Genomic DNA, 22091 nt, shown 5'->3' with positions numbered 1-22091 from the left:
AAACGACAAGCAATTCATCCAGGTGAAATTAAGGGGAAGCCCATGCAAGCAAAAGATCTAGCTGTGCTGATGGATGAGCCGGCTTGCAGCCATAACACCAAGGCCAAGAGCGGCTGTGCCCCGGCCAAACCCGGTGCTTCTGACGGCGGTTGTGCTTTTGATGGTGCCCAGATCGCCCTTCTTCCCATTGCCGATGTGGCTCACCTGGTGCACGGCTCCATTGCCTGTGCAGGCAGTTCCTGGGATAACCGGGGGACGCGCTCATCCGGTCCCCACCTTTACCGGATCGGTATGACCACCGACCTGAGTGAGCAGGATGTGATCATGGGGCGGGGTGAAAAACGCCTTTTTCACAGTATTGATCAGGCCATCAAAAATTACTCACCAGCCGCAGTTTTTGTTTACAACACCTGTGTACCTGCCCTGATCGGGGATGACTTTGAAGCCGTGTGTAAGGCGGCCAGTGAGCACTTTGGTCTGCCGGTGGTGCCCGTGGATGCAGCGGGTTTTTACGGTACCAAAAATCTGGGTAATCGCCTGGCTGGCGAAGCCATGTTCAAGTATGTCATCGGCACTGCAGAGCCTGAACCCGTGCCTGCTTCCCAACAGCGCCCCGGAATCCAGGTTCACGATATTAACCTGATCGGTGAATACAACATCGCCGGTGAATTCTGGCAGGTCTTGCCGCTGTTGGATGAGCTGGGCCTGAGAATTCTCTGCACCCTGTCCGGCGATGCCCGTTTTCATCAGGTGCAAACCATGCACCGGGCCGAAGCCAACATGGTGGTCTGCGCCAAGGCCATGCTGAATGTGGCTCGCAAGATGCAGGAAACCTACGGGATTCCCTGGTTCGAGGGTAGTTTTTACGGGGTTCAGGATACCTCCGATGCCTTGCGCAGTTTTGCTCTTCTGCTTAAGGATTCCAGCCTGACGCTGCGCACTGAAGAAGTGATTGCCCGTGAAGAAGCACGTATCAACGAGCTGCTGGAACCCTGGCGGCAAAGACTGCGGGGTAAACGGGTTCTGCTTTACACCGGTGGGGTGAAATCCTGGTCGATTGTTTCCGCGCTGCAGGATTTGGGCATGACCGTGGTCGCCACCGGCACCAAAAAATCCACCGAAGAGGACAAGGCTCGCATCCGCGAAATCATGGGTGAAGATGCCAAGATGCTGAACGAAGGCAGCCCCAGAGCCCTGCTGGATACGATCGAAGAATACCAGGCTGATCTGCTGCTTGCCGGGGGGCGCAACATGTACACCGCCCTTAAGGCCAGAATTCCCTTTTTGGATATCAACCAGGAACGCGAATTCGGCTATGCCGGCTATGACGGCATGCTGGAACTGGCCAGACAGCTGTGTCTGACCCTGGAATCACCCATCTGGGAGGAGTTGCGTCAGCCTGCTCCCTGGCAAAGTGCAGGGGAGGTGTAAGATGGCTGAAGTAATCAAGAGCAACAAGCCCATGGCGGTGAATCCCCTGAAGGTGAGTCAGCCGGTGGGCGCCATTCTGGCTTTGCTGGGCATCGAAGGCTGTGTCCCCATGCTACATGGCTCCCAGGGTTGCAGTGCCTTTGCCAAGGTTTTCTTTGTTCGCCACTTTCGTGAGCCCATTCCCCTGCAAACCACGGCCATGGACCAGACCAGTACGGTCATGGGGGCGGATGACAATGTATTCCAGGGCATCAAAACCGTGATTGAAAAACGCCAACCGGCGTTGATCGGTATCCCCACAACCGGTTTGTCTGAAACCCAGGGCAGTGATGTTCGCGGTCTGGTTCGACGCTTCTATCAGCAAAATCCAGAAGAAAAGACGCCGCTGGTACCGGTGGAAGCTCCGGATTATGTCGGGGGTATGGAAACGGGCTATGCCCGCACCCTGGAAGCCATGATTGAATATCTGGTGCCCGAAGACCTGAGCCGAGTCGGGCAGAAGCCGGAACAGATCAATGTGCTGGCCCCCTCCATGTTGACCTCAGCGGATCTGGAATACCTGCGCGATTTACTGGAAAGTTTTGGTCTTGAGCCTGTTTTCCTGCCGGATGTCGGGGATTCTCTCGATGGCCACCTGATGGAAGAGGATTTTGTAGCAGTCACTACCGGGGGAACGCCGGTGAGCTCTTTTGCTCAACTGGGACAGGCTGCCCATACCCTGGTGATTGGTCACTCCCTCTTCAAGGCGGCGGATCTGCTGAAACAAAAAACCGGGGTGCAGGATTTGCGTCTGGACAGCCTCATGGGTGTTGCCGCCACCGATAAGCTGGTTCTGGCTCTGCATCAATTGACCGGCAAGCCGGTACCTGCACGCCTGGAGCGTCAGCGTAGTCAACTTCAGGATGCCCAACTGGACAGTCACTTCATGCTGGGGATGGCGCGTTTTGCCCTAGCCGCCGATCCGGATCTCTTGTACTCCCTGAGCCAGCTGCTTAAGGAAATCGGTAGTGAAGTCGTGGCCGCAGTCAGCCCTCACAAATCCGAATTGCTTGAAGAGGTTGCAACCGATCAGGTGATCATCGGTGATCTGGAAGATTTGGAGAAGAAAGCGGCTGAAGCCAAGGCGCAGGTGTTGATCAGTAACTCCCATGCCGAGCAGACAGCCGAGCGGCTGGATATTCCCCTGATTCGCTGTGGCTGGCCCATCTACGACCGTCTGGGTGCCCAACATCAGCTTTGGATCGGTTATCAAGGCAGTCGCAATACCCTGATTCAATTGGCCAATGCAATGCTGTCCGAAGGCCACAAGCACGAAATTCCCGCCCGGGTTTCTATCTATTCAACGGCAGATTCGATGAGCGAGGCTTCCCATGCGGCACTTAAAGTTGGTTAGTAGCCAGTCATCGGCAGAGCCGGAGTCTTCGCTGAAGATTGCTTTTGCCAGTAGCGACAGAAAAACCGTCAATCAACATTTTGGCGCGGCCCAGGCCTTCGTAATTTATGAACTGGGTGCTAAAGGCTTTCATTTGGTCGAGGTGGTGGAGTTTTCCGGTGATGCCACGCTACAGGACGGTCAGGAAGACAAGCTGACCGCCAAGATTCGCCTGCTGGATGGCTGCGCTGCCGTCTATTGTAACGCGGTAGGGGCTTCAGCCATTCGTCAGCTGCTGGCCGCCAATATACAACCTTTGAAAGTGGACTCGCATGAGGACATAGAAGCACTGCTCAAGGACTTGCAGTCGGTTTGGGAAGACCAGCCCCCGGTGTGGCTGGAGCGCTCCTTGCGTCAACTGGAACGCCCTGCTGCCGAAGAACGTTTTGCAGCCATGGCCAGCGAAGGCTGGCAGGAAGAGGAGTGGCAATCATGATTCCGACTCAAGCTGAAGTAATCCGTGATTCCAACGGCAAGCTGGCTGTCCAGGCCAACTGCCAGACCAGCTGTAAAAGCTGCGGTGTAAAAAAGGTTTGTGGCGGGAGTAAACGCTCCATGCTGATGGACTTTCCCAGTACCGAGATCGCCGAGGACTATTTTGAAGGGCAACAGCTACAAGTGGAACTGGCCGAGGAAGAACTGCTACGGCTGACCCTTCTGGCCTATTTTCTGCCCTGCCTGTTTTTGGTGGTTCTGGCTCTGGTGGCTTCACCCTGGGGAGACCTGGCAACCGCCCTGGGTGGTGTAGCCGGTTTGGCTCTGGGGGTTTTATCCAGCAGCTGGATCACTCGCAAGCGTCCTCCCAAGGTCTATTTTTATCCCTTAACAACGGAGATGATTCATGAGCCCAAATAGTGAAGCGGTCAGTTTGCCTGATCACCCTTTTATTCCGGAAATGGTTCGCCAGACCCGTGCGTTTGATAGCTACGGCGTGAATGAGGATTTGGGCAAGGCTGAAATTCTTGAGCCTTACGTGGTGACCAAGGAGCAGCGTCGGGAAATGCCGGTGATCGGTGATCCGGATGAAGAGCTGATCGCACGCCTTAAGGCCTACTACAGTGCCATTGCCATGCGCATCGAGGCTGGCTGCGGCAAGATGGCTGCGCCCATGTTCAATATTACCCATGAAGGCTTCGGTCGCGTGATTATCAGTGTCGGCAAACTGATGGTTCTGGATCGTTCCCTGAGAGATGTTCACCGCTTCGGTTTTCCCAGCCTGGAAAAAATGTGCGAAGACGCAGACAAGCTGGTCAATAACGCCCTTAAGTTGGTGGAAAGCTATCCTGATGCTGCTGCGGCCTGAGGGACCCGCCGGCTCAAAGATTTGATGATGATGAGGAGAAAACCATGACGCCTGAAGAGTTGAAAAAACTCGAAAAGGAAGTGCGTAAAGCCAAGCGCCGTGCCAGTGAAGCCGCCATGGAATTGCACGATCTGGTCGAAGATGCTCTGCCCGGTGCTTATCAGCAACTTCCGGAAATTGCAGAGAAAACCTATGCAGCCTGTAAAGCCTGGGATACTTCCCGGCAAGAACTGGAAAAAGCCCAGGAGGAAGCCTGATGAGTAATATTACTGGTTTGACCCGTGGTGGGGATGAGTGGACACCAACTTTTGTTACTGCGCTGGACGACGAGACCTGCATCGGCTGTGGCCGTTGCTTCAAGGTGTGTCCACGCAATGTATTTGATCTGGAAGAAAGAGAACCGGATGACGATGATGATTGTGATGATGTAATGAGCGTCATGGTCATTGCCGATGCAAATGACTGCATTGGCTGCAGCTCCTGTGCTCGGGTATGCCCCAAGAATTGCCATACCCATGAGCCCATGGCCGCAGCCTGATGTCAAAAAGTGAAGTTAGTGGGTGGAAGTAGCCTCTTGAGCCGGGTCATCCCCGGCTCTTTTTTTTCTCAAATTAAAAGCCACCAGCAGCATAGCCAGGAGAATCGGTGGCAGCATCATCATATTGAGTAGTTCCCAGCCCAAAGCCTGCTGCAATTGACCGGCCAATAAACTGCCCAGCGCAGAAAATCCAAACACCAGAAAATCATTCATGCCTTGAACTCTGGCTTTTTCATTGGCTGCATAGGTGGAAGTCAACAGACTGGTGGCACCGATAAATGTGAAGTTCCAGCCAACTCCCAAAGCCACCAGAGCAAACCAGTAATGGCTATATGCCTGACCCAGTTGGGTAACCACTACACACAGCAATAACAAACTGCAGCCCAGTTGAATGACCAGGGGAGCTCCCAGGCGGGTAATCAGTCGTCCGGTAAAAAACGAGGGTAGGAACATGCCCAGTACGTGCCATTGAATAATACTGGCCGTATTTTGAAAGGCGAAGGCTTGTGCCTGCATGGCCAGGGGAGTTGCCGTCATGACCAGGACCATCACGCCATAGCCGATGCTGCCCGAAGTAATGGCCGCAATCAGTCGGGGCTGTTTAAGTAGCTCCAGATAGCCACGCCCGCCTCTGGCCAGTTCCGCCTGGGTCGGCTGGTGCAGTGGCAGGCTTAAAATCAAAACCAGGGTAAAGAGGTAAAGGCCGGCCAGGACGGCAAAACCACCGAGAAAGGCGTTGTCCGGAAAAAAGCCCTGAGACCAGACGGCCAGATTTGGACCAAGAAACGCAGCCAGTACGCCACCACCCATGACCAGTGAAATCGCCTGGGCACTTTGTCTGCTGGAGCAGGCTTCCACCGCGGCAAAACGGTATTGCTGACCGACACCGATGGCCATCCCCAAAAGAAAGGTACTCAGACAGAAGAGATAGAAGTTTTCATTGGCTAGGGCAGTGTAAGCCAGGAGGGCGCCACCGACCCCAATCAGGTTGCCCAGAAGAAACCCTTTTTTGCGACCCAGCCAGCGCATCAAAAGGGCTGCTGGCAGGGTCACCCCCATTAAACCCAGAAATTGCAGGGCCACCGGCAGGGTTACCAGTGCAGCGGCGGGTGCCAATTGTTGGCCGATCAAGGCGGTCACCGATACCAGAAGAATATTGCCGGTGATTAAAAGAGCCTGCCCCAAGGCAAGCCCCCATACACTGAGGGGTAGCATCCCTTGTCTCCATATAAAATGTCAGTGGTTATTTAGTGGGCGTGTTTGGGTGCCGCTGGTTTTGTTTTGCTTCTGCCCGAAGTCGAAGCCTGAGAGAATACCAGTTTTAACGACCAGATTTTCTTGAGGCCACGATACAGCAGGAACCAGAAGAGCAGTGGCAGGAGAAGGCTCTTGAGCAGGGTTATAGCCATCAGGTAGATCAAGGACTCAAAAGCTGAATCCAGAGCGGCCAGCGTATTACTGACTTCTTCTTTGATGCCGGTGATGTCCGTCTTTTTTGCCAGCCATTCACCCAGGGTACAACTTCCCCCCTCCTGACGGGTTGCCAGGCATTCCTGGCGTTCTTCCAGGGCCAGTTGTTCCTGTTGCTGGCGTCGCAATTGCTGTCGGGCCAACTGCTCTTGGTTTTCCAGGCGGGTGAGGGCTTCCTCGAGCAGGGTTTCCAGAGGAGCGGGCTCTCTAAGCGGGTTGAATCTTTGCAGTACACCGCGGGATCTGAGGTGTTCATCCAGCTGGTTAGTGAGTGCTTGCTTTTCTGTGGTCAGGGTATCCAAGCGGCTGCGAGTGGACAGCTGTTCAGCCTGCAGGGCCGTGATCTGCTGATCCATCTCGCTGAGTAGTTGTTCAAATTCGGCCTGGTCGGCTTGCAGGGCACTGGCATTGCTGGTGATTTGCTCTTCCAGGGCCAGGCTTTTTTCCCGGTGTTCTGCTTCCTGCTGCTGGATAAACGCAGCATCCACCAGGGCATTGACCATTACAACCAAAGCAAAGGAGGCTCGGATAAAGGCAAAGACCAGGAAAACCCGGAAAAATCCCGGGGCCAGACGGGCAGAAAAGAGGTGGATGAGTAAATAGAGGCCGTAGCTCAGGGTCAGGAGAAGATTGAAAAACTGATTACTGACCAGGACCATCAGTACTTTTTGTGCTGCCAGGGAAGCCAGAGCCGTGGTCATAACCTGGGAGAAACGCTCGATGATATCATTGAAGGGATCGAGTACTTCACCGATGGCCAGGCTGCCAATAATGGCATCAATTTCCAGCGTTTGTAATACCGACACGGCGGCATTGAGGCTGCGGGCAATACCGTAAAGGATAGCTGCATCCTTGAGGGAGTTATTAATATCGTCCAAGGCCAGCAGATCCATTAATCCGCTCCAGCAGATGCCGATAAATAAAACCGCTAGCAGATTAATGCCCAGATATTTTGGATTCAGTGCCTGCAAAGGAAACCCCGGTTAATAACCTGTCTGTTATTAAAGATTTAGGGACTAATCCTAACGGGGAAAGCTAAGGGTGAGAAGGTGTTTTATAAAAGCATTTATTGTCGGCTGGGCTAAAAAACAGGCCATTAAAAAGCCGGCAGCCTAAGGTGCCGGCCTAGTCCCCGAAAAGCTTCTTAGCCGTAAACCAATTGTCCCAGATCAGAGGGAGCATAAAGACTGGCCTGGGAGGCATCAGTGACCCGACTGGTGGCCGGAGAGTCCTGATCTTCCTCATCCTTTTGCAGCTGATCTTCTTCATCCTCATCCTGTTGGATCAGGCTGGCAAGCATTTTGTCCTTTTCTTCTTCAGAAGGGGCCAGCTGTCCGAAGGGGCTGGTTGAGCTTTCTTCCTCTGCCTGCAACCAGGGATTGCTGCTTTCTTCAGTGGCGGTCACTGCCTGGGCTGAGTAGTCAGGAGTTTCCTCATCTTCTTCCAGAGAAGCAGCTTTAGTTGCTGGAGCAGCCTTCTCGTCATCTTTTTCAGGCGGGAAGCTATAGGGCAGTTCCTTGGCGCTGCGCTCTTCATCCTTGAGCAGGGAAACGACTGATCTTTGATCTGTATGAGTCAGGCCCAGAGCTGCCAGTTCAGTGTTCTGCAGCAACTGCTCCTGAGCTCTGGCAGACATCTGTTCTGCAGTCAAGGTGTCTTGGATTCGATTGGATTTTTCGTTAAGAACATCGTTGTAGCGTTGGTTGCCGGCCATCACACCATTCAGTTCCTGGATGGCACCTTCCAGGTCTTCACGCACGCTGGAAATAAATTCCTGAGCTTCACGACTACCTTCCAGAGTTGTTTGGGCGGCAGCAACGCTGGTCACCTGGGCAGGCTGACTGGCATTGGTTTCACTGGTCAGGATGGATTTGAGAAAGCCTGCGCCTGTGGTGGTATCAGTGTTTGAATCCTGAGAACCGGTGTTGGTGCCGTCACTGGAGGTATCGGTACCGCCAGTATCGCCACCACCTGTAGTACCGTCTCCTGAGGTGTCGGTACTGCCGCTGTCACCCGTCGAGGTATCGCCACCTGTCGTGGGTTCCGAGGCGACTTCCTGGACATTATCGACGGTCACTGGCTCGTAATTGGGGGTCAGGACGCCAAAATTCTGAAAACCGCCCTTTTGCTCGCCACCCAGGTAGTCATAACCCTGCTGCTGATTGCGGTTGAGGTTGCGGTTAAAGACAACAGCCAGCTGTTGATCACCATAGGTGACACTGATGGGGCTGCCGTTTTGCCATTCCTCTTCATATGAGAGGGTGGGCATGACTTCATCCAGCTGTTTTTCACCAGAACCGTTGGTGCTGACGGTAAAGGATACCTTGAAGCTGTACTCGACATCCTTGCCATTCACATTGATGGTTTCGGAGATGTACTGGTGATTGACTTCACCTTCAGTGGCAGCGTCCAGATCCAGACGCTCGGCCAGTCCAGCTGTCTGGTTGCCACTGCGCCCTACCAGGTCAGTCCAGAGACTATTCAAGGCATCGGCGGTGGCCTGCCCTACCTTGATTTCACCCGAGCCATCCACTTCCCAGCCCAACGCATCGGCTAGTTGCTGGTTGGTTTCCAGTTCGGAAAGTGCCACGGTTTCTGTCGTGGTTGTGGTACTGCCGGAATCAGTGGTGGTATCCGTGCCCGTACCTGTATCGGTGCTGCCATCTCCATTGGTGCCCGTATCTGTAGTGCCATCACTGCCGGTGCCGGTACCTGTATCACCAGTAGCCGTACTGCCATCTGTGGAGCCGCTATCTGTGGTGGTTCCGCTATCACCAGTGGTTGAGCTTCCACTGGAGTTGCTGGTCTGGTTTTCGGCAGCGGTGATGCGCCCCATAAGCCCTTGATCTAGGCCGATCGTAAAGCGGCTACTTCTGGAATCATTATGACCGATTTGCAAAGTCGTGCTGAGAGCATCTGTACTGAGCAGTTGCAGCCCCTTGTATTCGGTGTTTTCGGTGATTTTTTGGATTTGTTGCGTCAGTTCATCGACTTCAACCTGAAGGCTCTGGCGGCCTTCCTGGGTCAGATAGGGATCCATGGCTTTTTGGGCCAGTTCACCAATGCGCTGCAGGTTCTTTTCAATTTGTTCCAGGCCGGAGTCTGCAGTCTGGAGCATGGACACGCCTTCACCCAGATTGCGTTTCGCCACATTCAGGCCGGAAATATCCCGGGTCAGGCCAGCGGCCTCTCGGAATTGAATTTTTCGGGGATGGGAAAAGGATTCGTTAAGGCTGGATGAAAGCCTTTCCAGTAGCTGGGGTTCTTTATCCTTTTTAAATGGTGAGGTTACAGCTTCCTGCTGTTTTATACCCGCTCCCATAATAGATTGAATAATGGTTGAAGCTAGATCAGGTTGTGAATCGACGGCCATAACTCTATTCCCCTTTATCCAGAGGGTTTTCCCTAGGGCATTCCCATTAAAATATGTTTTGTTTATGTGTTATCAGAATTTCAGAGTTTGTTTATTTTCTGTTTCCAGATAGTAACTCGCTTGTCACCACTGTTAAAGGTGCACCGATGGGTTATTTATTGATGCGGAGCAATAAAAACTGATTTTTATGTATTTGTGTGGAATCCGACAAAAACCTGAAGCCGTACTCTAAAGAACACTCCGACACAACGCGCAGTTTGTAAAAAAACCTTTTATATCAATTGGATAATCTTTTTGTAGGTTTGGCACAAGGCTTGCCACTTCAATAGCAGAGCAGTGATAACAACTGCACCTTTCAATTGATGTCCGGAGGTTCTTCATGGTCACTCTTACACCCAGTGCACAACAAGCTATTTCCCGTTTTATCGAACAGGCAGGCACCCCCCTGGCCGGTTTGCGTATTTCCGTTTCTGATGGTGGCTGTTCAGGCCACAAATATGCCATGCAGCTGGAAACCCAGGCTGGTGAGCAGGACCTGACGCTTCAGGTCGGAGAAGTGACCTTGCTGGTAGATCCTGAAAGCCAGCCCTTGCTGGAAGGCTGTACGGTCGATTTTGTAGAAAGCCTGGAAGAAAGTGGTTTCAAATTTTCCAATCCCAACGCTAAAGCCGCTTGTAACTGTGGCAAATCTTTTGCCGCCTGAGGGGAGACAAGATCATGTGGAATTATTCAGAAAAAGTTCAAGAACATTTTTTCAACCCGCGTAATGCCGGTGAACTGGAAGAAGCCAATGGTGTGGGGGATGTTGGTTCCCTGTCCTGTGGTGATGCTTTGCGCTTGATGCTCAAGGTAGATGAAAAGACCGATACCATTCTGGATGCCCGTTTCCAGACTTTCGGTTGTGGTTCGGCCATTGCCTCTTCCTCTGCGTTGACTGAAATCATCAAGGGCAAAACCCTGGATGAAGCGCTTCAGGTCAGCAACCAGGAGATTGCCGATTTTCTGGATGGTCTGCCTCCCGAGAAGATGCACTGCTCGGTCATGGGTCGTGAAGCCCTGCAGGCGGCCATTGCCAACTACCGCGGTGAGGAATGGCACGATGATCATGAAGAAGGGGCGCTGGTTTGTAAGTGCTTCGCTATTGATGAAGTCATGATCGAAGACACTATTCGTGCCAATAACCTGAGCAGCGTGGAAGAAGTCACCAACTACACCAAGGCCGGTGGTGGCTGTTCCGCTTGTCACGAAGGCATCGAAGATATCCTGGCACGAGTGATGGCCGAGCGCGGTGAAGTCTTCTCTGCCGGTGCAGCCAACCCTGTAGCCCCCGCCAAGAATGCAGCGAGTGTGGCGGCAGATGCTGAAGCGGCTCTGACCCAGATCGAAATGCCAACTCCCGCGCCTGAAGCGGCGGTTCCACCTGCGGGTGAAGGTCCCAAGCTGACCAATCTGCAGCGGATTCGCAAGATCGAGGAGGTGATTGAGCGCGCCCGTCCGGCTCTGCAGCGGGATCGCGGTGATATCGAACTGATTGATGTTGATGGCCGTCGGGTTTACGTCAAGCTGACGGGTGCTTGCAGTGGCTGCCAGATGGCCAGCATGACGCTGACCGGTATTCAGCAGCAAATGATGGAAGAGTTGAAAGAATTCGTACAACTGGTGCCAGTCAGTAAAGCACCTGCCGGAATGGGAGCCTGATCATGGATACCATCTATCTGGATAATAATGCCACCACGCAGGTTGATCCGGAAGTCGTGGATGCCATGTTGCCTTATTTTACCGAACAGTTCGGTAACCCTTCATCTCTGCACCAGTATGGTAATCAGGTGGGACAAGCGTTGAAAACGGCACGCCAACAGGTGCAATCCCTTCTGGGTGCCGAGCATGACAGCGAAATTCTGTTTACTTCTTGTGGCACTGAAAGTGATTCCACTGCAATCCTTTCTGCACTCAAGGCTCAGCCCAACCGTCGCGAGATCATTACCAGCGTGGTTGAACACCCTGCAGTGCTGGCTCTGTGTGAGTACCTGGAAAAAGAAGGCTATACCGTTCACTACCTGGAGGTCGATGGCCAGGGGCGTCTGGATCTGGATGCCTATCGCAAGCTGCTGAGTGACCAGGTCGCGATTGTCAGTGTTATGTGGGCCAACAATGAAACCGGCACCCTCTTCCCTGTAGTGGAAATGGCTGAAATGGCCTGGGAAGCCGGTGTCATGTTTCATACAGATGCAGTTCAGGCCGTGGGCAAGATTCCCATGGATCTGAAATCCACCAAGATCGATATGCTCAGTCTATCCGGCCATAAACTGCATGCGCCCAAGGGTATCGGTGTTCTCTACTTGCGCCGTGGTACCCGTTTCCGTCCTCTGCTTCGAGGCGGTCACCAGGAACGAGGCCGTCGTGCCGGTACCGAAAACTCGGCATCCATCGTGGCTCTGGGCAAGGCAGCTGAAATGGCTGAAGCCAATCTGGAACACGAAAATACCGTGGTCAAGCGTCTGAGAGACAAGCTGGAAGCCGGAATTCTGGAAAAGGTCAACTATGCCTTTGCCACGGGGGATGTGAATAATCGTCTGCCTAACACCAGCGATATTGCCTTTGAGTACATCGAAGGTGAATCCATCCTGCTTCTGTTGAACAAGGAAGGCATTGCCGCTTCCAGTGGTTCGGCCTGTACTTCCGGTTCTCTGGAGCCTTCACACGTCATGCGGGCGATGGGGCTTCCCTATACCGCAGCACATGGCACCGTGCGTTTCTCCCTGTCGCGCTACACCACGGAAGAAGAAATTGACCGGGTGATTGCTGTGGTTCCCGGCATTATTGAGCAACTGCGTAATCTGTCTCCCTACTGGAAACAGGGTGCGCCTGTTCAGGATGCCTTTGATCCTGCTTATGCCTGAGGATAGACCTATGCCCCAGTCCATCATTATCGATGACACCACGCTCAGGGATGGCGAACAAACCGCCGGAGTGGCTTTTTCGCTGGAAGAAAAAATCCAGATTGCCACCCAACTGGATGCCCTGGGCGTTCCCGAGCTAGAAGTGGGCATCCCGCCCATGGGGGAAGTAGAGCGCGAGGATATCCGTACCCTGGCTTCTTTGGGGCTCAAGGCTGAACTCATCGCCTGGTGTCGTATGCACCCGGCAGACATTCAGGCCTGCAAGGGGCTGCCCGTAGGCACCCTGGATTTATCCATCGCCTCTTCGGATGTGCATCTGGAACGCAAGCTGCGCAAGGATCGTGATTGGGTGCTGGCGCAGATCCGTCAGTTGATCCCGCAGGTCGTGGATCAGGGCTTCCAAGTGATCCTGGGGTGCGAAGATGCCTCCCGTGCTGATCCGGATTTTCTGCTGCAGCTGGCTGAAGCAGCGCAACAGGCCGGGGCCAAGCGACTGCGTTTTGCCGACACCCTGGGCATCATGGAACCCTTTGGTGTTTATGAGCAGTTGAGTCGTCTGGCAAGCAATACCGATCTGGAATTGGAAATGCACGCCCATGATGACCTGGGGCTGGCAACGGCCAACAGCCTTGCCGCTGCCCGTGCTGGTGCTACCCACATAAATACTACCGTGAATGGCCTGGGCGAAAGAGCGGGCAATGCCGCCCTGGAAGAAGTGGTGCTGGGGCTGCAACAGCTCTACCAGATGGAAACCCAGATCGACCTGCATGATTTTCCGGCGGTATCCCGCCTGGTGGCGGAAGCCTCCGGAAGACCGGTCAGCTGGCAGAAAAGCCTGGTAGGTGAAGGCGTCTTTACCCATGAGGCTGGCATCCATGTTGACGGTCTTTTGAAAGATCCGATGACCTATCAGGGGGTGGATCCCGCTCTCCTGGGCCGTAGTCATCAACTGGTGCTGGGCAAGCATTCCGGCACCCAGGCGGTGATGGCCTCTTTTGCCCGTCTGGGTCAGCCTCTGACCCGTCAGCAGGCCAGTCAGCTGCTTCCTGGTATTCGCCAGTGGATCAGTCTTCACAAACAACCGATGAAGGACACCCAGCTTCTGGATCTTTATCAGCAGGTTTTAGCTGCTGATATTGCAGCCAGTGCCTGAACCTATTTGCAACCGGAGGTCGTTATGATCAGCGATTTGATTTATTTGACGGAAGAAATGGAAGAAAGCCTGGAAGAGCTGGAAAGTGCCGAGGATTTTCTCAATTTTTTCGAAGTGACGTTTGACCCCCGGGTCGTGCAGGTGAACCGTCTGCATATTCTGCAGCGTTTTCACAACTACCTGAGCAACTACACCGAAGAGCTACCCGAAGATCCTTCAGCGCGCTTTGTGGTTTACAAGGATTTGCTGGAGCGGGCCTACACCAGCTTTGTCGATTCTTCGGCCCAGCAGGAAAAGGTGCTCAAGGTCTTCAAAAAGGATGAACCCGGCAGTGGTTTTGTTTCCCTGGGATCGATTGGAGGTGTGGCATGAACCCTCTTTACGACTATGGCAATGAAGTCCGTGTCATTCGCAATGTGCGCAATGATGGTAGTTTTCCCGGCAAGGATCGTGGTGACCTCCTGATTCGTCGGGGGCAGGTCGGTCATGTACGCAATATCGGCACCTTCCTACAGGATCAAATCATCTACACCGTTCACTTCGTAGAGGAAGATCTGCAGGTGGGTTGCCGCGAAGAAGAACTGCAACTGGCCAGTGATCCCTGGGTACCCAGCCGCTTTGAAAGTCGGGAGAAAGTAGTAACCTCCATGGCCTTGTCTCTGCGTGGAGAGGTAGTGGTACAACCGGGAGATAAAGGCGAAATCCTCAAGGTTGAACGCGACGATCCCCAGGGTGTTTATTACCATGTTCTCTTCCCCGGACATGTGCTGGCTGTTCCCGAAAATGCTCTGGAAGCCCCGGAGGAAGAAAAGGAGCTGGTCGATGACTTCTCTGACTGAACAGCAACTACTGAATTATCTGGGACTTAAAATTGCTGAAGCCCGTTTTTCCACAGGGCTGGATGGACTGGAAGCCAAGCAGATGGAAGCGGTGATGCAACAGGCTCGGCGCCAGTATAATCTGGAAGAAAAGGTATTGGCCTCGCCTGAAGCCCAGGCCATTTACCTGCCGGAAGCCACTCTGGAAGATGCCTGGCTCAGGGTCAGGGAGCGCTATGAAACCCAGGAAGCCTTCCAGGGGGCGCTGGACAAGATCCAGATGAGTGAAGAAGGTTACAGGGCTGCTTTGGAAAGAGAGCTGCGCATTGAAGCAATTCTCGAAAAGGTTTCCAGCCAGGCGGCCCAAATCAGTGATGAAGAAGCTCTGGCTTTTTATCACAAGCATCCGGACAAGTTCTTTATCCCCGAAAAGCGTCAGACACGCCATCTGCTGATTACCGTCGAGGAAACGGCTGGGGATTCCGGTGAATTGCTGGTCTTGCAGGAATGTGAAGCCATCCGGGCTCAACTGGTTAAACGCCCTGAGCGTTTTTCCGAGTTGGCGCTGCGTCACTCCCAGTGTCCTACTGCCGTGGAAGGCGGGCAACTGGGCAAGGTGCCCCCGGGTCTGCTTTATGATGAACTGGACAAGGCCTTGTTTCAGATGGAAGAAGGCGAGATCAGCGCCCCACTGCGCTCACCCCTAGGCTATCACCTGCTGTATTGTGAAGCGATCCTGCCTTCCGAGTGCAAAAGCTTTGCTGAAGCCCGCAGCAAGATCGTGGAATATTTGGCCGACAGCAAACGCAGTCAGGCCCAGAAGCAATGGATACGTCAATTGGGGTAACTACTACTGCTGCAGCAATGGCTGATCCCGCGCTGCAGATTCAACCCTTCTACCCCTAGCCAGCGGTAGTCAGAACGCTGGCTTTATCCCTGGCTTCTAGGGGTTGTGGCCTGGGCTTTTTGTAATTGCAGTAAGCGCCGGATGGTGAAGGCATTGGTCACCATAATCAGGCCCTCGGCCAAACTCCCGCCAAAAGACCCGATCAGCAGGTTGTTAAGCAACCAGCAGAAAGCAGCCAGTCCCAGAACCAGGCGCAGGGGAATTCCTCTGAGTAGAAACATGCCCAGGGTTCCCAGGGTTGCTGCCATCAGTGGTAAAAGGTCTATCCAGTTCTGCCAGGTCAGGATAGCAGCCAGGCCGTTAGCAGCCAGCAGCAGGCCCATCAAGCGTTTATTGCCGGGATAACGTCTGGCCAGCAGGATGCGGATAATGACCAGCAGGGTCAGGGCCGCGGCAGTCCAGCTTTGAAAGCAGACAAACTGCAGGGCAAAGGCAATATTGGCGGAAACCAACAGCACCAGCAGGCGATCATCCTGCTTGCTGGCAAAACCTGCCAGACAGAACCCCAGAGCAACCAGCCCGGCCACCTGTCCGGCCCACCAGGTCATATCCATTACTGGCGACTCTGTTTGGCTGCCAGGACTTCACTATAGATAGCCTTGACCTTCTTTGAGAAAACCTCGACAGAATGCTGACTCGCAGTCTTCAGGGCCTTTTCGGCCAGCTCCTGGTGTTTGTCCTGATCTTCAAGCAGGGTTTGCACTCTGGCTAGCCAGAGATCCAGGCGCTCCGGTGTCTTGTAGCCGTTGTGGTCGTCCTGAACCACATCATCAATTCCACTGGAGCGTACCGCAACCACGGGCAAGCCTGCTGCCATGGCTTCCAGAATGACCATGCCCTGGGTCTCCGACTTGGAGGCAAATACAAAGAGGTCACCCAGGTGGTACCAGAGCGGCATTTCATCCGGTGGCACGGCACCGACCAGGGTAATGCAGTCATTGAGTTGCAGTTCATCCAGGCGTTTCTGCAGGCGTTTGCGTTGATGGCCATCGCCCAGCATCAAGAGGCGAAAAGGCTGAGTTGTTTTCTTTTTCAGTTCTGCCAGCGCATCTATCATGAAGTCGATATTTTTTTCGTTAGACAGGCGCGCCACACTAATCAGAATTTTTTCCTGCCCCAGCTGGAGTCGCTGACGCAACTTTTCTACGGCATCCTGATCCACTGTCTGAAAGCGTTCAAAATCAATGCCGGTCGGTTGAACATAGGTGGGACGCTTGACCCCGATCATGCGCAGGTATTCTTCCGTTGAATAGGTAGGAACTATGACGGCATCACAACGGTTGGCAAAACGTCTGACCAACACATGGGAGATCAGATTGCGAAACAAAAGTCCGGGCAGGGGAACAAAGTGAGCATAGTGCTCCAACCGGGTGTGGTAGGTGTAGACCGCTGGAACCCGCAAGCGGCGGGCAATAAAGACGCCCAGAGAACCCAGCCAGAAGGGGTGATGCACATGAATCAGATCGGGAACAAAGGCTCGTACGCGCTTGAACACCCGCAGGGAAAAGATATTGGCCAGACGAAATTCACTTTTGGCTCCCAGGGTGAAGAGTGAAGGCACTCGAACAACCTGGGTTTCCCCGTGAGGTTGATTGGGATAACGCGGTGCAACGATTAGAAGTTTATTGCCCAGCTTACTCAGCCCCTGTTGCAGTCGCTGGATGGACAGGGGCACCCCGCCGATAAAGGGCAGGTAGTTGTTGGTGAACATGGCAATACGCAAGGGCTGGTTGATCCAGGGTGTTGGATCGAGATCGTAATTGGGGTAGTAGTTGCGATCTTTGAAGATCAGGGCATGCAGCTTGATAGCCAGCAGACTAAAAAGACAGACCAGCAGGATAAAGTTTAAATAGCTGACATAAAACAACGAGTAAATGAACGACCAGAGGCTTTCTAGCGTTCGAAAAAAGGGATGCTGACCCGTGGCCAGTTTTTTCTGCTCCAGGCTGACTCCTTCAGGACTGACGTGAACCAGCCAGTAATGGTAGTAGTCATCCTCCAGAAGCACACCGCCTGCGCCCCCGGTGGCCAGAAAAAGGGTAGAGTCCAGTTGCTGCTGGTGAAAGCCGCGCTTTTGCGCCGAGAACACCCAGTGGATGTCATTTTCATCAAGAATATCCAGCAGATTCAAACGAAAAGGGGCTGGCTCCAGCAGATTGGGGGCTTCTGCCAGTAAACCCTCGTCTTCGGCAAAAAGGGGGCGACCGGTGAAAAGAAAGTGTTCTTTGGCTTCTTGTTCTTTCAGCAGGTCTTGCAGCCAGCGTAGCTGCCACTGCCAGGGGGTTTTGCCGGTGGTATCCAGAAAAGTGAAGCGATAGTCACCCAGCAAGAAACTGAAGTAGTGGGGACCAAAGTGTTCATAAAAACGATAGCTGCCAAAATTTTCCTGCTCCTGTTCACCAAAAGTCAGCAGGTAGGGAATATTCAGTTGTTGCAGGCTGCCGTAAAGGGATTGGTACTTGTCTTCACCGCCACCACTGACAGCATTGCCGGCAGAGATCATAAAGTCGGCATCGCTGGCATTAATATGCGGAATCAATTGTTTTTCAAAGATACCGATGGAGTTATTGATATTGCCGACCAGGGCAAAACTGAATGCCTGAGGGTTCTCGCCCAGACGGGCTTCCAGCTGATCCAGCTGTACCTGATGCTCGGCAGCAAAATCAGGCAGAAAATAGTTGAGGTAAGCCTTGTAACCCAAAAGCCCCAGCATGATCAGCAGATTTAAATAAAAAAGGATTTTTAGCGGACGACGTGGCTTCATGAAGTTTTTTTCCAACTCCGGATCAGATCTTTTTGCAGGAGAATAAAGCCAATCAACATGCCCAGGTAGATGGTAACCAGCCGCCAGGCCAGAATAACCAAAAGCAGATGATTGCTACCCAGGAGTTCACGAAAGAAACTACCGAAAACCCCTTCGGAGATACCGGCTGCTCCTGGCGTAGGGGCAAAGTACATGATGAAGGTGGTAACGACCAGCAAACCCAGGCTGGTCAGATAGTCTACCGAATAACCCAGAAAATAAATCAGCAGGGCGGGAAAGCTGAAAAGGCTGAGCAAAAAAACAGCAGTAAACCCGGCTGCAAGACTAATCCACAGCGGCGAGCCCTGCAGAAAACGGCGAAAGCTGGCACTAAAACGCAGAAGTTCGCGGCGGATCTTGAATCGCCACAGGCGCTGGCGCTGATCGCTGATCAGGGTGAAGTTGCGCAACAGCAGCAGTAGACCATCGAGCGGTGGTAACAGCCAGTGGCTGCGGACCAGCAACAGGGTAAAAAAGCCCAGGTAGAGGAGGATAAAGACGGCCAGGGTCTGACCCAGGTTACTGAGCAGATCCTCTCCCTGCAGAGCAGGCAGGGTTAATAGGAAAACCGGTGTCAGGGAAAAAATAAAGACTACGGCCAAAAGGGTGCGCAGGGTGGTGGCTGCGGTGGCATCCCCCAGGGGGACGCCCTGTTTTTGCAGATACCAGATCTGGGCAAAACCACCGCCGGTGGCCAAAGGAGTAACGTTGGAAAAAAACAGATTGATAAAAACCAGCTTGAAAAGAGCAGGGAGTGGAATCGAGTGGCCCAGGGTTCGCAGCGTGAAATAAAGGCGCAAGCCATCAGCCAGAAAGTAGACTGCCAGGAGAGCGGCTAGAGCCGCCAGGGTTTGTGGCTGAATCAGGCGCTCATCAAAGCTGAGGCTCTGCTGGGCAAAGGACGCGTAGACCAGCCACAGACCCAGACCGGTCAGCCCGATGAAGATCAGGGAAAAGACCAGCAGCCGTCGTCCGGATACTGCAGGTGTCAGTGAGCTGGATTCCCGGGGAGCAGACATCTAGTCGGCTTCCAGTTCCATCCAGCGTTCCATTTTCTGGTCCAGCTGCCCCTGAACGTCTTCCATCTGTTGAAGGGTGGCTGTAACCAGATCGGCTTCCTGCTGATAGAAATCAGGGTCACTGATCTTGCTTTCCAGCTCGGCCAGCTGCTCTTCTAGGGCTTCAATTTCTCCGGGCAGCAGGTCCAGCTCTCTTTGCAACTTGTAGCTGAGCTTTTTGGCCGGTTTGGCCTTGCTGACCTGAGGCTCGGTTTTGGCAGCCTGGGGTGGTTCCTTGGATTTACTATCCGGGTTTTCCAGAGGAGGGAAGCGGCCTCCCTGGCGGATCCAGTCCTGGTAGCCCCCGATGTATTCGCGTACTCGACCTTCCCCTTCAAAAGCCAGGATGCCGGTGACGACATTATCCAGAAAAGCCCGGTCGTGACTGACCAGCAGCAGGGTGCCCTGGTAGTTCAGCAGGAGTTCTTCCAGCAGTTCCAGGGTTTCCAAATCCAGGTCGTTGGTGGGTTCGTCCATGACCAGCAGGTTGGCCGGCTTGGCGAAAAGCTTGGCTAGCAGTAGCCGGTTTTGTTCACCACCGGACAGGGCGCTGACCGGTTGCCGGGCTCTTTCCGGTGTAAAGAGGAAATCCTGCAGGTAGCCCATCACATGCTTGTCTTTGCCATTGATGGTGACACTGGTACGGCCTTCGGCCAGGTTGTCGAGCAGGGTCTTTTCCGGGTTCAGTTGCCCGCGTAGCTGATCAAAGTAAGCCACTTCCAGCTTACTACCCAGTTTGACCTCACCTGTATCCGGCTGCAGGTTGCCCAGCAGCATTTTCAACAGGGTGGTCTTGCCGGCACCATTGCGCCCCAGCAGACCGATTTTATCGCCCCGCTGGATACGGGTGGTGAGGTTGTTGATCAGTGGCTGACCGGCATAGCTGAAGCTGGCATTTTTCAGTTCCACCACCAGTTTGCCGGACTGATCGGCAGTTTCCAGCTGGATATCGGCTTTGCCCTGACGCTGCAGTCGAGCGGCTCTTTGTTTGCGCAATTCCTGCAATGCGCGAACACGACCTTCGTTGCGAGTGCGTCGGGCCTTGATGCCCTGGCGAATCCAGACTTCTTCCTGGGCCAGTTTTTTGTCAAAAGCGGCCTGATGGCGGGCTTCAACTTCCAGTTGATGGGCTTTGAATTCAAGAAAGTCCTGATAACTGCCTTCCCAACTGGTGATCTGACCCAGATCCAGTTCCAGCATTCGGGTGGCCAGATTCTGCATGAAGGTCCGGTCGTGGGTAATCAGCAGTACCGCGCCGGGGAAACTGCGAACCTGTTCTTCCAGCCATTGGATGGTTTCCACATCCAGATGGTTGGTCGGCTCGTCGAGCAGTAATAAATCGGGTTCACTGACCAGTGCCTTGGCCAGGGCAACGCGGCGTCGCCAACCACCTGACAGGGAGGACATGCGTACCTCGCCATCCAGGTGCAGGCGTTTGAGCAGCTGCTCAACCCGTTGATTCAGGGCCCAGCCATTGCAGGCATCCAGCTCATGATGAAGCTGGTCCATGCGTTTCAGGTCAACCTGTTCGGGAGGCTGGTGGGTAATCTGGTGAAATTCTTCCAGCAGGCGGCCGACTTCGGCCAGCCCTTCGGCTACCACTTCAAACACCAGGCGTTCATCGGCCGCCGGTAAAACCTGGGGCAGGGTGCCGATTTTCAGACCCGGCTTGTACCAGAGGCTGCCGCCATCGGGTTGAATATCACCGGCAACCAGTTTGAGTAGTGAGGATTTGCCTGCACCGTTGCGGCCCAGAAGGGCAACCCTTTCACCTTCTTCAAGGATCAGGGTTTCGTCCTGGAGCAGCGGCGTTTGGCCATAGGCTAGATGGAGGTTTTCAAAACGTAATAATGTCATTGAGGAGCGGGGAGTCCTGCTTTAGCGCGTACCCGGTTTTCGACCAGTTCGGCCAGGAGTTTGGGCTGGAATTTGGAAAGGAAATCATCGCAGCCGACTTTTTGCACCATGGCTTTGTTGAAGTTGCCGGACATGGAGGTATGAAGGACCACATAAGTGTCCGCCAGACGTTTGTCTTCACGCACGGCCGTGGTCAGGCTGTAGCCATCCATTTCCGGCATTTCGGCATCAGTGATCAGCATCAGCAGTTTATTGGGTACATCTTCACCGGCTTCGGCCCAGGCTTGCATTTGTTCCAGACCCTTTTTGCCATTGGTGGCGGTATGCAGGACGATACCCAGGGGTTCCAGGGTGTGACGCACCTGACTGATCGCAGTGGGGGAATCATCCACCATCAGCACTTCCATACCCTGAGCAGCCTGGATGATTTCTTCTTCCAACTGACTGGCATCCAGTGCGATGGTATAGGGATTGATCTCCGCCAGAACCTTCTCGACATCAATGATTTCGATGATTTTTTCTTCCAGACGGGTGATGGCCGTCAGGTAGTGCTGGCGACCGCTGGTGCGCGGTGGCGGCATGATGTCTTCCCAGTTGAGGTTGACGATGCGCTCGACACTGCCCACCAGGAAAGCCTGGACGGTGGAGTTGTATTCGGTAACGATCAGATTGCTGTTCTCGTTAGGCTGCAAAGGAGGCATGCCAATGGCCTGAGCCAGATTAATCACGGAAACAGCCTGGCCTCGCAGGTGAGCCACGCCGACCACATGGGGGTGATGACCGGGCAGGTTGGTCAGTTTGGGGAGCCGCAGCACTTCCTGCACTTTAAACACATTGATGGCAAACAATTGGTTGGAGTGCAGCTTGAACATCAGCAGTTCCAGCCGGTTGGCACCTACCAGGCGTGTTCTTGAGTCGACACTGTCTAAGACCCCAGCCATGGGCGTTTCCTCTTTATTTTATCCGTTACTTTTTTCAACAGAATTTTCTGACATACTAGAGAAAAATTGATAGCTTGACTACTTTTGTCTGTCGCTGGCGGCAGAAT

The 22091-nt window shown here is 53.7% G+C and carries 22 protein-coding genes; 14 read left to right on the top strand and 8 right to left on the bottom strand.

All coding sequences use genetic code 11. The features are described from left to right. Positions 1 to 42: 42 nt before the first annotated feature. From nifE to fdxB, 7 genes are read left to right on the top strand one after another with little or no spacing between them, the layout of a single operon-like run. Entirely contained in the window at positions 43 to 1431 is a 1389-nt protein-coding gene (gene nifE / locus DFK18_RS11430) for a nitrogenase iron-molybdenum cofactor biosynthesis protein NifE (RefSeq protein ID WP_114418395.1), read from the top strand. 1 nt (position 1432) lies between these two features. Next, positions 1433 to 2824 (top strand): nitrogenase iron-molybdenum cofactor biosynthesis protein NifN, encoded by a 1392-nt coding sequence (nifN, locus tag DFK18_RS11425; protein ID WP_114418394.1) that lies wholly within the window; start codon positions 1433 to 1435, stop codon positions 2822 to 2824. Continuing rightward, positions 2802 to 3299 (top strand): nitrogen fixation protein NifX, encoded by a 498-nt coding sequence (nifX, locus tag DFK18_RS11420; protein WP_114418393.1) that lies wholly within the window; start codon positions 2802 to 2804, stop codon positions 3297 to 3299. The genes nifN and nifX overlap by 23 nt, the downstream gene beginning before the upstream one ends. Further along, on the top strand, positions 3296 to 3718 hold the full coding sequence (locus tag DFK18_RS11415) for a SoxR reducing system RseC family protein (protein WP_114418392.1): 423 nt from the start codon (positions 3296 to 3298) through the stop codon (positions 3716 to 3718). The genes nifX and DFK18_RS11415 overlap by 4 nt, the downstream gene beginning before the upstream one ends. Continuing rightward, entirely contained in the window at positions 3705 to 4166 is a 462-nt protein-coding gene (locus DFK18_RS11410) for a NifX-associated nitrogen fixation protein (protein WP_114418391.1), read from the top strand. The genes DFK18_RS11415 and DFK18_RS11410 overlap by 14 nt, the downstream gene beginning before the upstream one ends. Before the next feature lie 44 nt (positions 4167 to 4210). Then, positions 4211 to 4423, top strand: a complete 213-nt coding sequence (locus tag DFK18_RS11405) for a CCE_0567 family metalloprotein (protein ID WP_114418390.1) — start codon at positions 4211 to 4213, stop codon at positions 4421 to 4423. Beyond that, on the top strand, positions 4423 to 4704 hold the full coding sequence (gene fdxB, locus DFK18_RS11400; RefSeq protein ID WP_114418389.1) for a ferredoxin III, nif-specific: 282 nt from the start codon (positions 4423 to 4425) through the stop codon (positions 4702 to 4704). Before DFK18_RS11405 ends, fdxB begins: the two co-directional genes overlap by 1 nt. Before the next feature lie 15 nt (positions 4705 to 4719). Here fdxB and DFK18_RS11395 read toward each other — a convergent pair whose 3' ends face one another. From DFK18_RS11395 to DFK18_RS11385, 3 genes are all read right to left on the bottom strand, one after another. After that, on the bottom strand, positions 4720 to 5919 hold the full coding sequence (locus tag DFK18_RS11395) for an MFS transporter (RefSeq protein ID WP_114418388.1): 1200 nt from the start codon (positions 5917 to 5919) through the stop codon (positions 4720 to 4722). Between the two features lie 32 nt (positions 5920 to 5951). Next, positions 5952 to 7067, bottom strand: a complete 1116-nt coding sequence (locus DFK18_RS11390) for a hypothetical protein (protein ID WP_114418387.1) — start codon at positions 7065 to 7067, stop codon at positions 5952 to 5954. A gap of 251 nt (positions 7068 to 7318) precedes the next feature. Next, positions 7319 to 9547, bottom strand: coding sequence for a flagellin (locus tag DFK18_RS11385; protein ID WP_114418386.1), 2229 nt, complete (start codon positions 9545 to 9547; stop codon positions 7319 to 7321). A 379-nt stretch (positions 9548 to 9926) separates the two neighbouring features. Here DFK18_RS11385 and DFK18_RS11380 point away from each other — a divergent pair, with 379 nt between their 5' ends. Genes DFK18_RS11380 through nifM form a run of 7 tightly spaced genes read left to right on the top strand, consistent with a single transcriptional unit; the run spans position 9927 to position 15265 of the window. After that, complete coding sequence (locus tag DFK18_RS11380; protein WP_114418385.1) at positions 9927 to 10250, top strand: HesB/IscA family protein; 324 nt, start codon at positions 9927 to 9929, stop codon at positions 10248 to 10250. Between the two features lie 14 nt (positions 10251 to 10264). Next, on the top strand, positions 10265 to 11245 hold the full coding sequence (nifU, locus tag DFK18_RS11375; RefSeq protein WP_114418384.1) for a Fe-S cluster assembly protein NifU: 981 nt from the start codon (positions 10265 to 10267) through the stop codon (positions 11243 to 11245). A gap of 2 nt (positions 11246 to 11247) precedes the next feature. Further along, complete coding sequence (gene nifS, locus DFK18_RS11370) at positions 11248 to 12447, top strand: cysteine desulfurase NifS (RefSeq protein WP_114418383.1); 1200 nt, start codon at positions 11248 to 11250, stop codon at positions 12445 to 12447. Between the two features lie 10 nt (positions 12448 to 12457). After that, positions 12458 to 13600: a homocitrate synthase gene (gene nifV / locus DFK18_RS11365; RefSeq protein WP_114418382.1), complete on the top strand. Its 1143-nt coding sequence runs from the start codon at positions 12458 to 12460 to the stop codon at positions 13598 to 13600. A 24-nt stretch (positions 13601 to 13624) separates the two neighbouring features. Then, positions 13625 to 13972 carry a nitrogenase-stabilizing/protective protein NifW gene (gene nifW / locus DFK18_RS11360; protein ID WP_178006186.1) on the top strand — a complete coding sequence of 116 codons (348 nt, stop codon included), beginning with the start codon at positions 13625 to 13627 and terminating at the stop codon, positions 13970 to 13972. After that, positions 13969 to 14439, top strand: a complete 471-nt coding sequence (locus tag DFK18_RS11355) for a nitrogen fixation protein NifZ (RefSeq protein ID WP_114418381.1) — start codon at positions 13969 to 13971, stop codon at positions 14437 to 14439. The genes nifW and DFK18_RS11355 overlap by 4 nt, the downstream gene beginning before the upstream one ends. After that, positions 14423 to 15265, top strand: coding sequence for a nitrogen fixation protein NifM (gene nifM / locus DFK18_RS11350; protein ID WP_162299769.1), 843 nt, complete (start codon positions 14423 to 14425; stop codon positions 15263 to 15265). Before DFK18_RS11355 ends, nifM begins: the two co-directional genes overlap by 17 nt. 83 nt (positions 15266 to 15348) lie before the next feature. On the opposite strand, the gene DFK18_RS11345 is transcribed toward nifM, so the two are convergent. Genes DFK18_RS11345 through DFK18_RS11325 form a run of 5 tightly spaced genes read right to left on the bottom strand, consistent with a single transcriptional unit; the run spans position 15349 to position 21984 of the window. Next, positions 15349 to 15879 carry a YgjV family protein gene (locus tag DFK18_RS11345; RefSeq protein ID WP_114418379.1) on the bottom strand — a complete coding sequence of 177 codons (531 nt, stop codon included), beginning with the start codon at positions 15877 to 15879 and terminating at the stop codon, positions 15349 to 15351. Then, a complete protein-coding gene (locus tag DFK18_RS11340) occupies positions 15879 to 18089 on the bottom strand; it encodes a glycosyltransferase (protein WP_114418378.1) in 2211 nt (736 codons plus the stop codon). Before DFK18_RS11340 ends, DFK18_RS11345 begins: the two co-directional genes overlap by 1 nt. Further along, positions 18086 to 19147 carry a lysylphosphatidylglycerol synthase transmembrane domain-containing protein gene (locus DFK18_RS11335; RefSeq protein WP_114418377.1) on the bottom strand — a complete coding sequence of 354 codons (1062 nt, stop codon included), beginning with the start codon at positions 19145 to 19147 and terminating at the stop codon, positions 18086 to 18088. The genes DFK18_RS11340 and DFK18_RS11335 overlap by 4 nt, the downstream gene beginning before the upstream one ends. Next, positions 19148 to 21043 (bottom strand): ATP-binding cassette domain-containing protein, encoded by a 1896-nt coding sequence (locus DFK18_RS11330; protein ID WP_114418376.1) that lies wholly within the window; start codon positions 21041 to 21043, stop codon positions 19148 to 19150. Further along, entirely contained in the window at positions 21040 to 21984 is a 945-nt protein-coding gene (locus DFK18_RS11325) for a chemotaxis protein CheV (RefSeq protein ID WP_114418375.1), read from the bottom strand. Before DFK18_RS11325 ends, DFK18_RS11330 begins: the two co-directional genes overlap by 4 nt. Positions 21985 to 22091 lie beyond the last annotated feature (107 nt).

Source organism: Marinospirillum perlucidum, from assembly GCF_003336805.1.
Classification (GTDB): domain Bacteria; phylum Pseudomonadota; class Gammaproteobacteria; order Pseudomonadales; family Halomonadaceae; genus Marinospirillum; species Marinospirillum perlucidum.
This window is presented reverse-complemented; position numbering and strand designations above follow the sequence as displayed.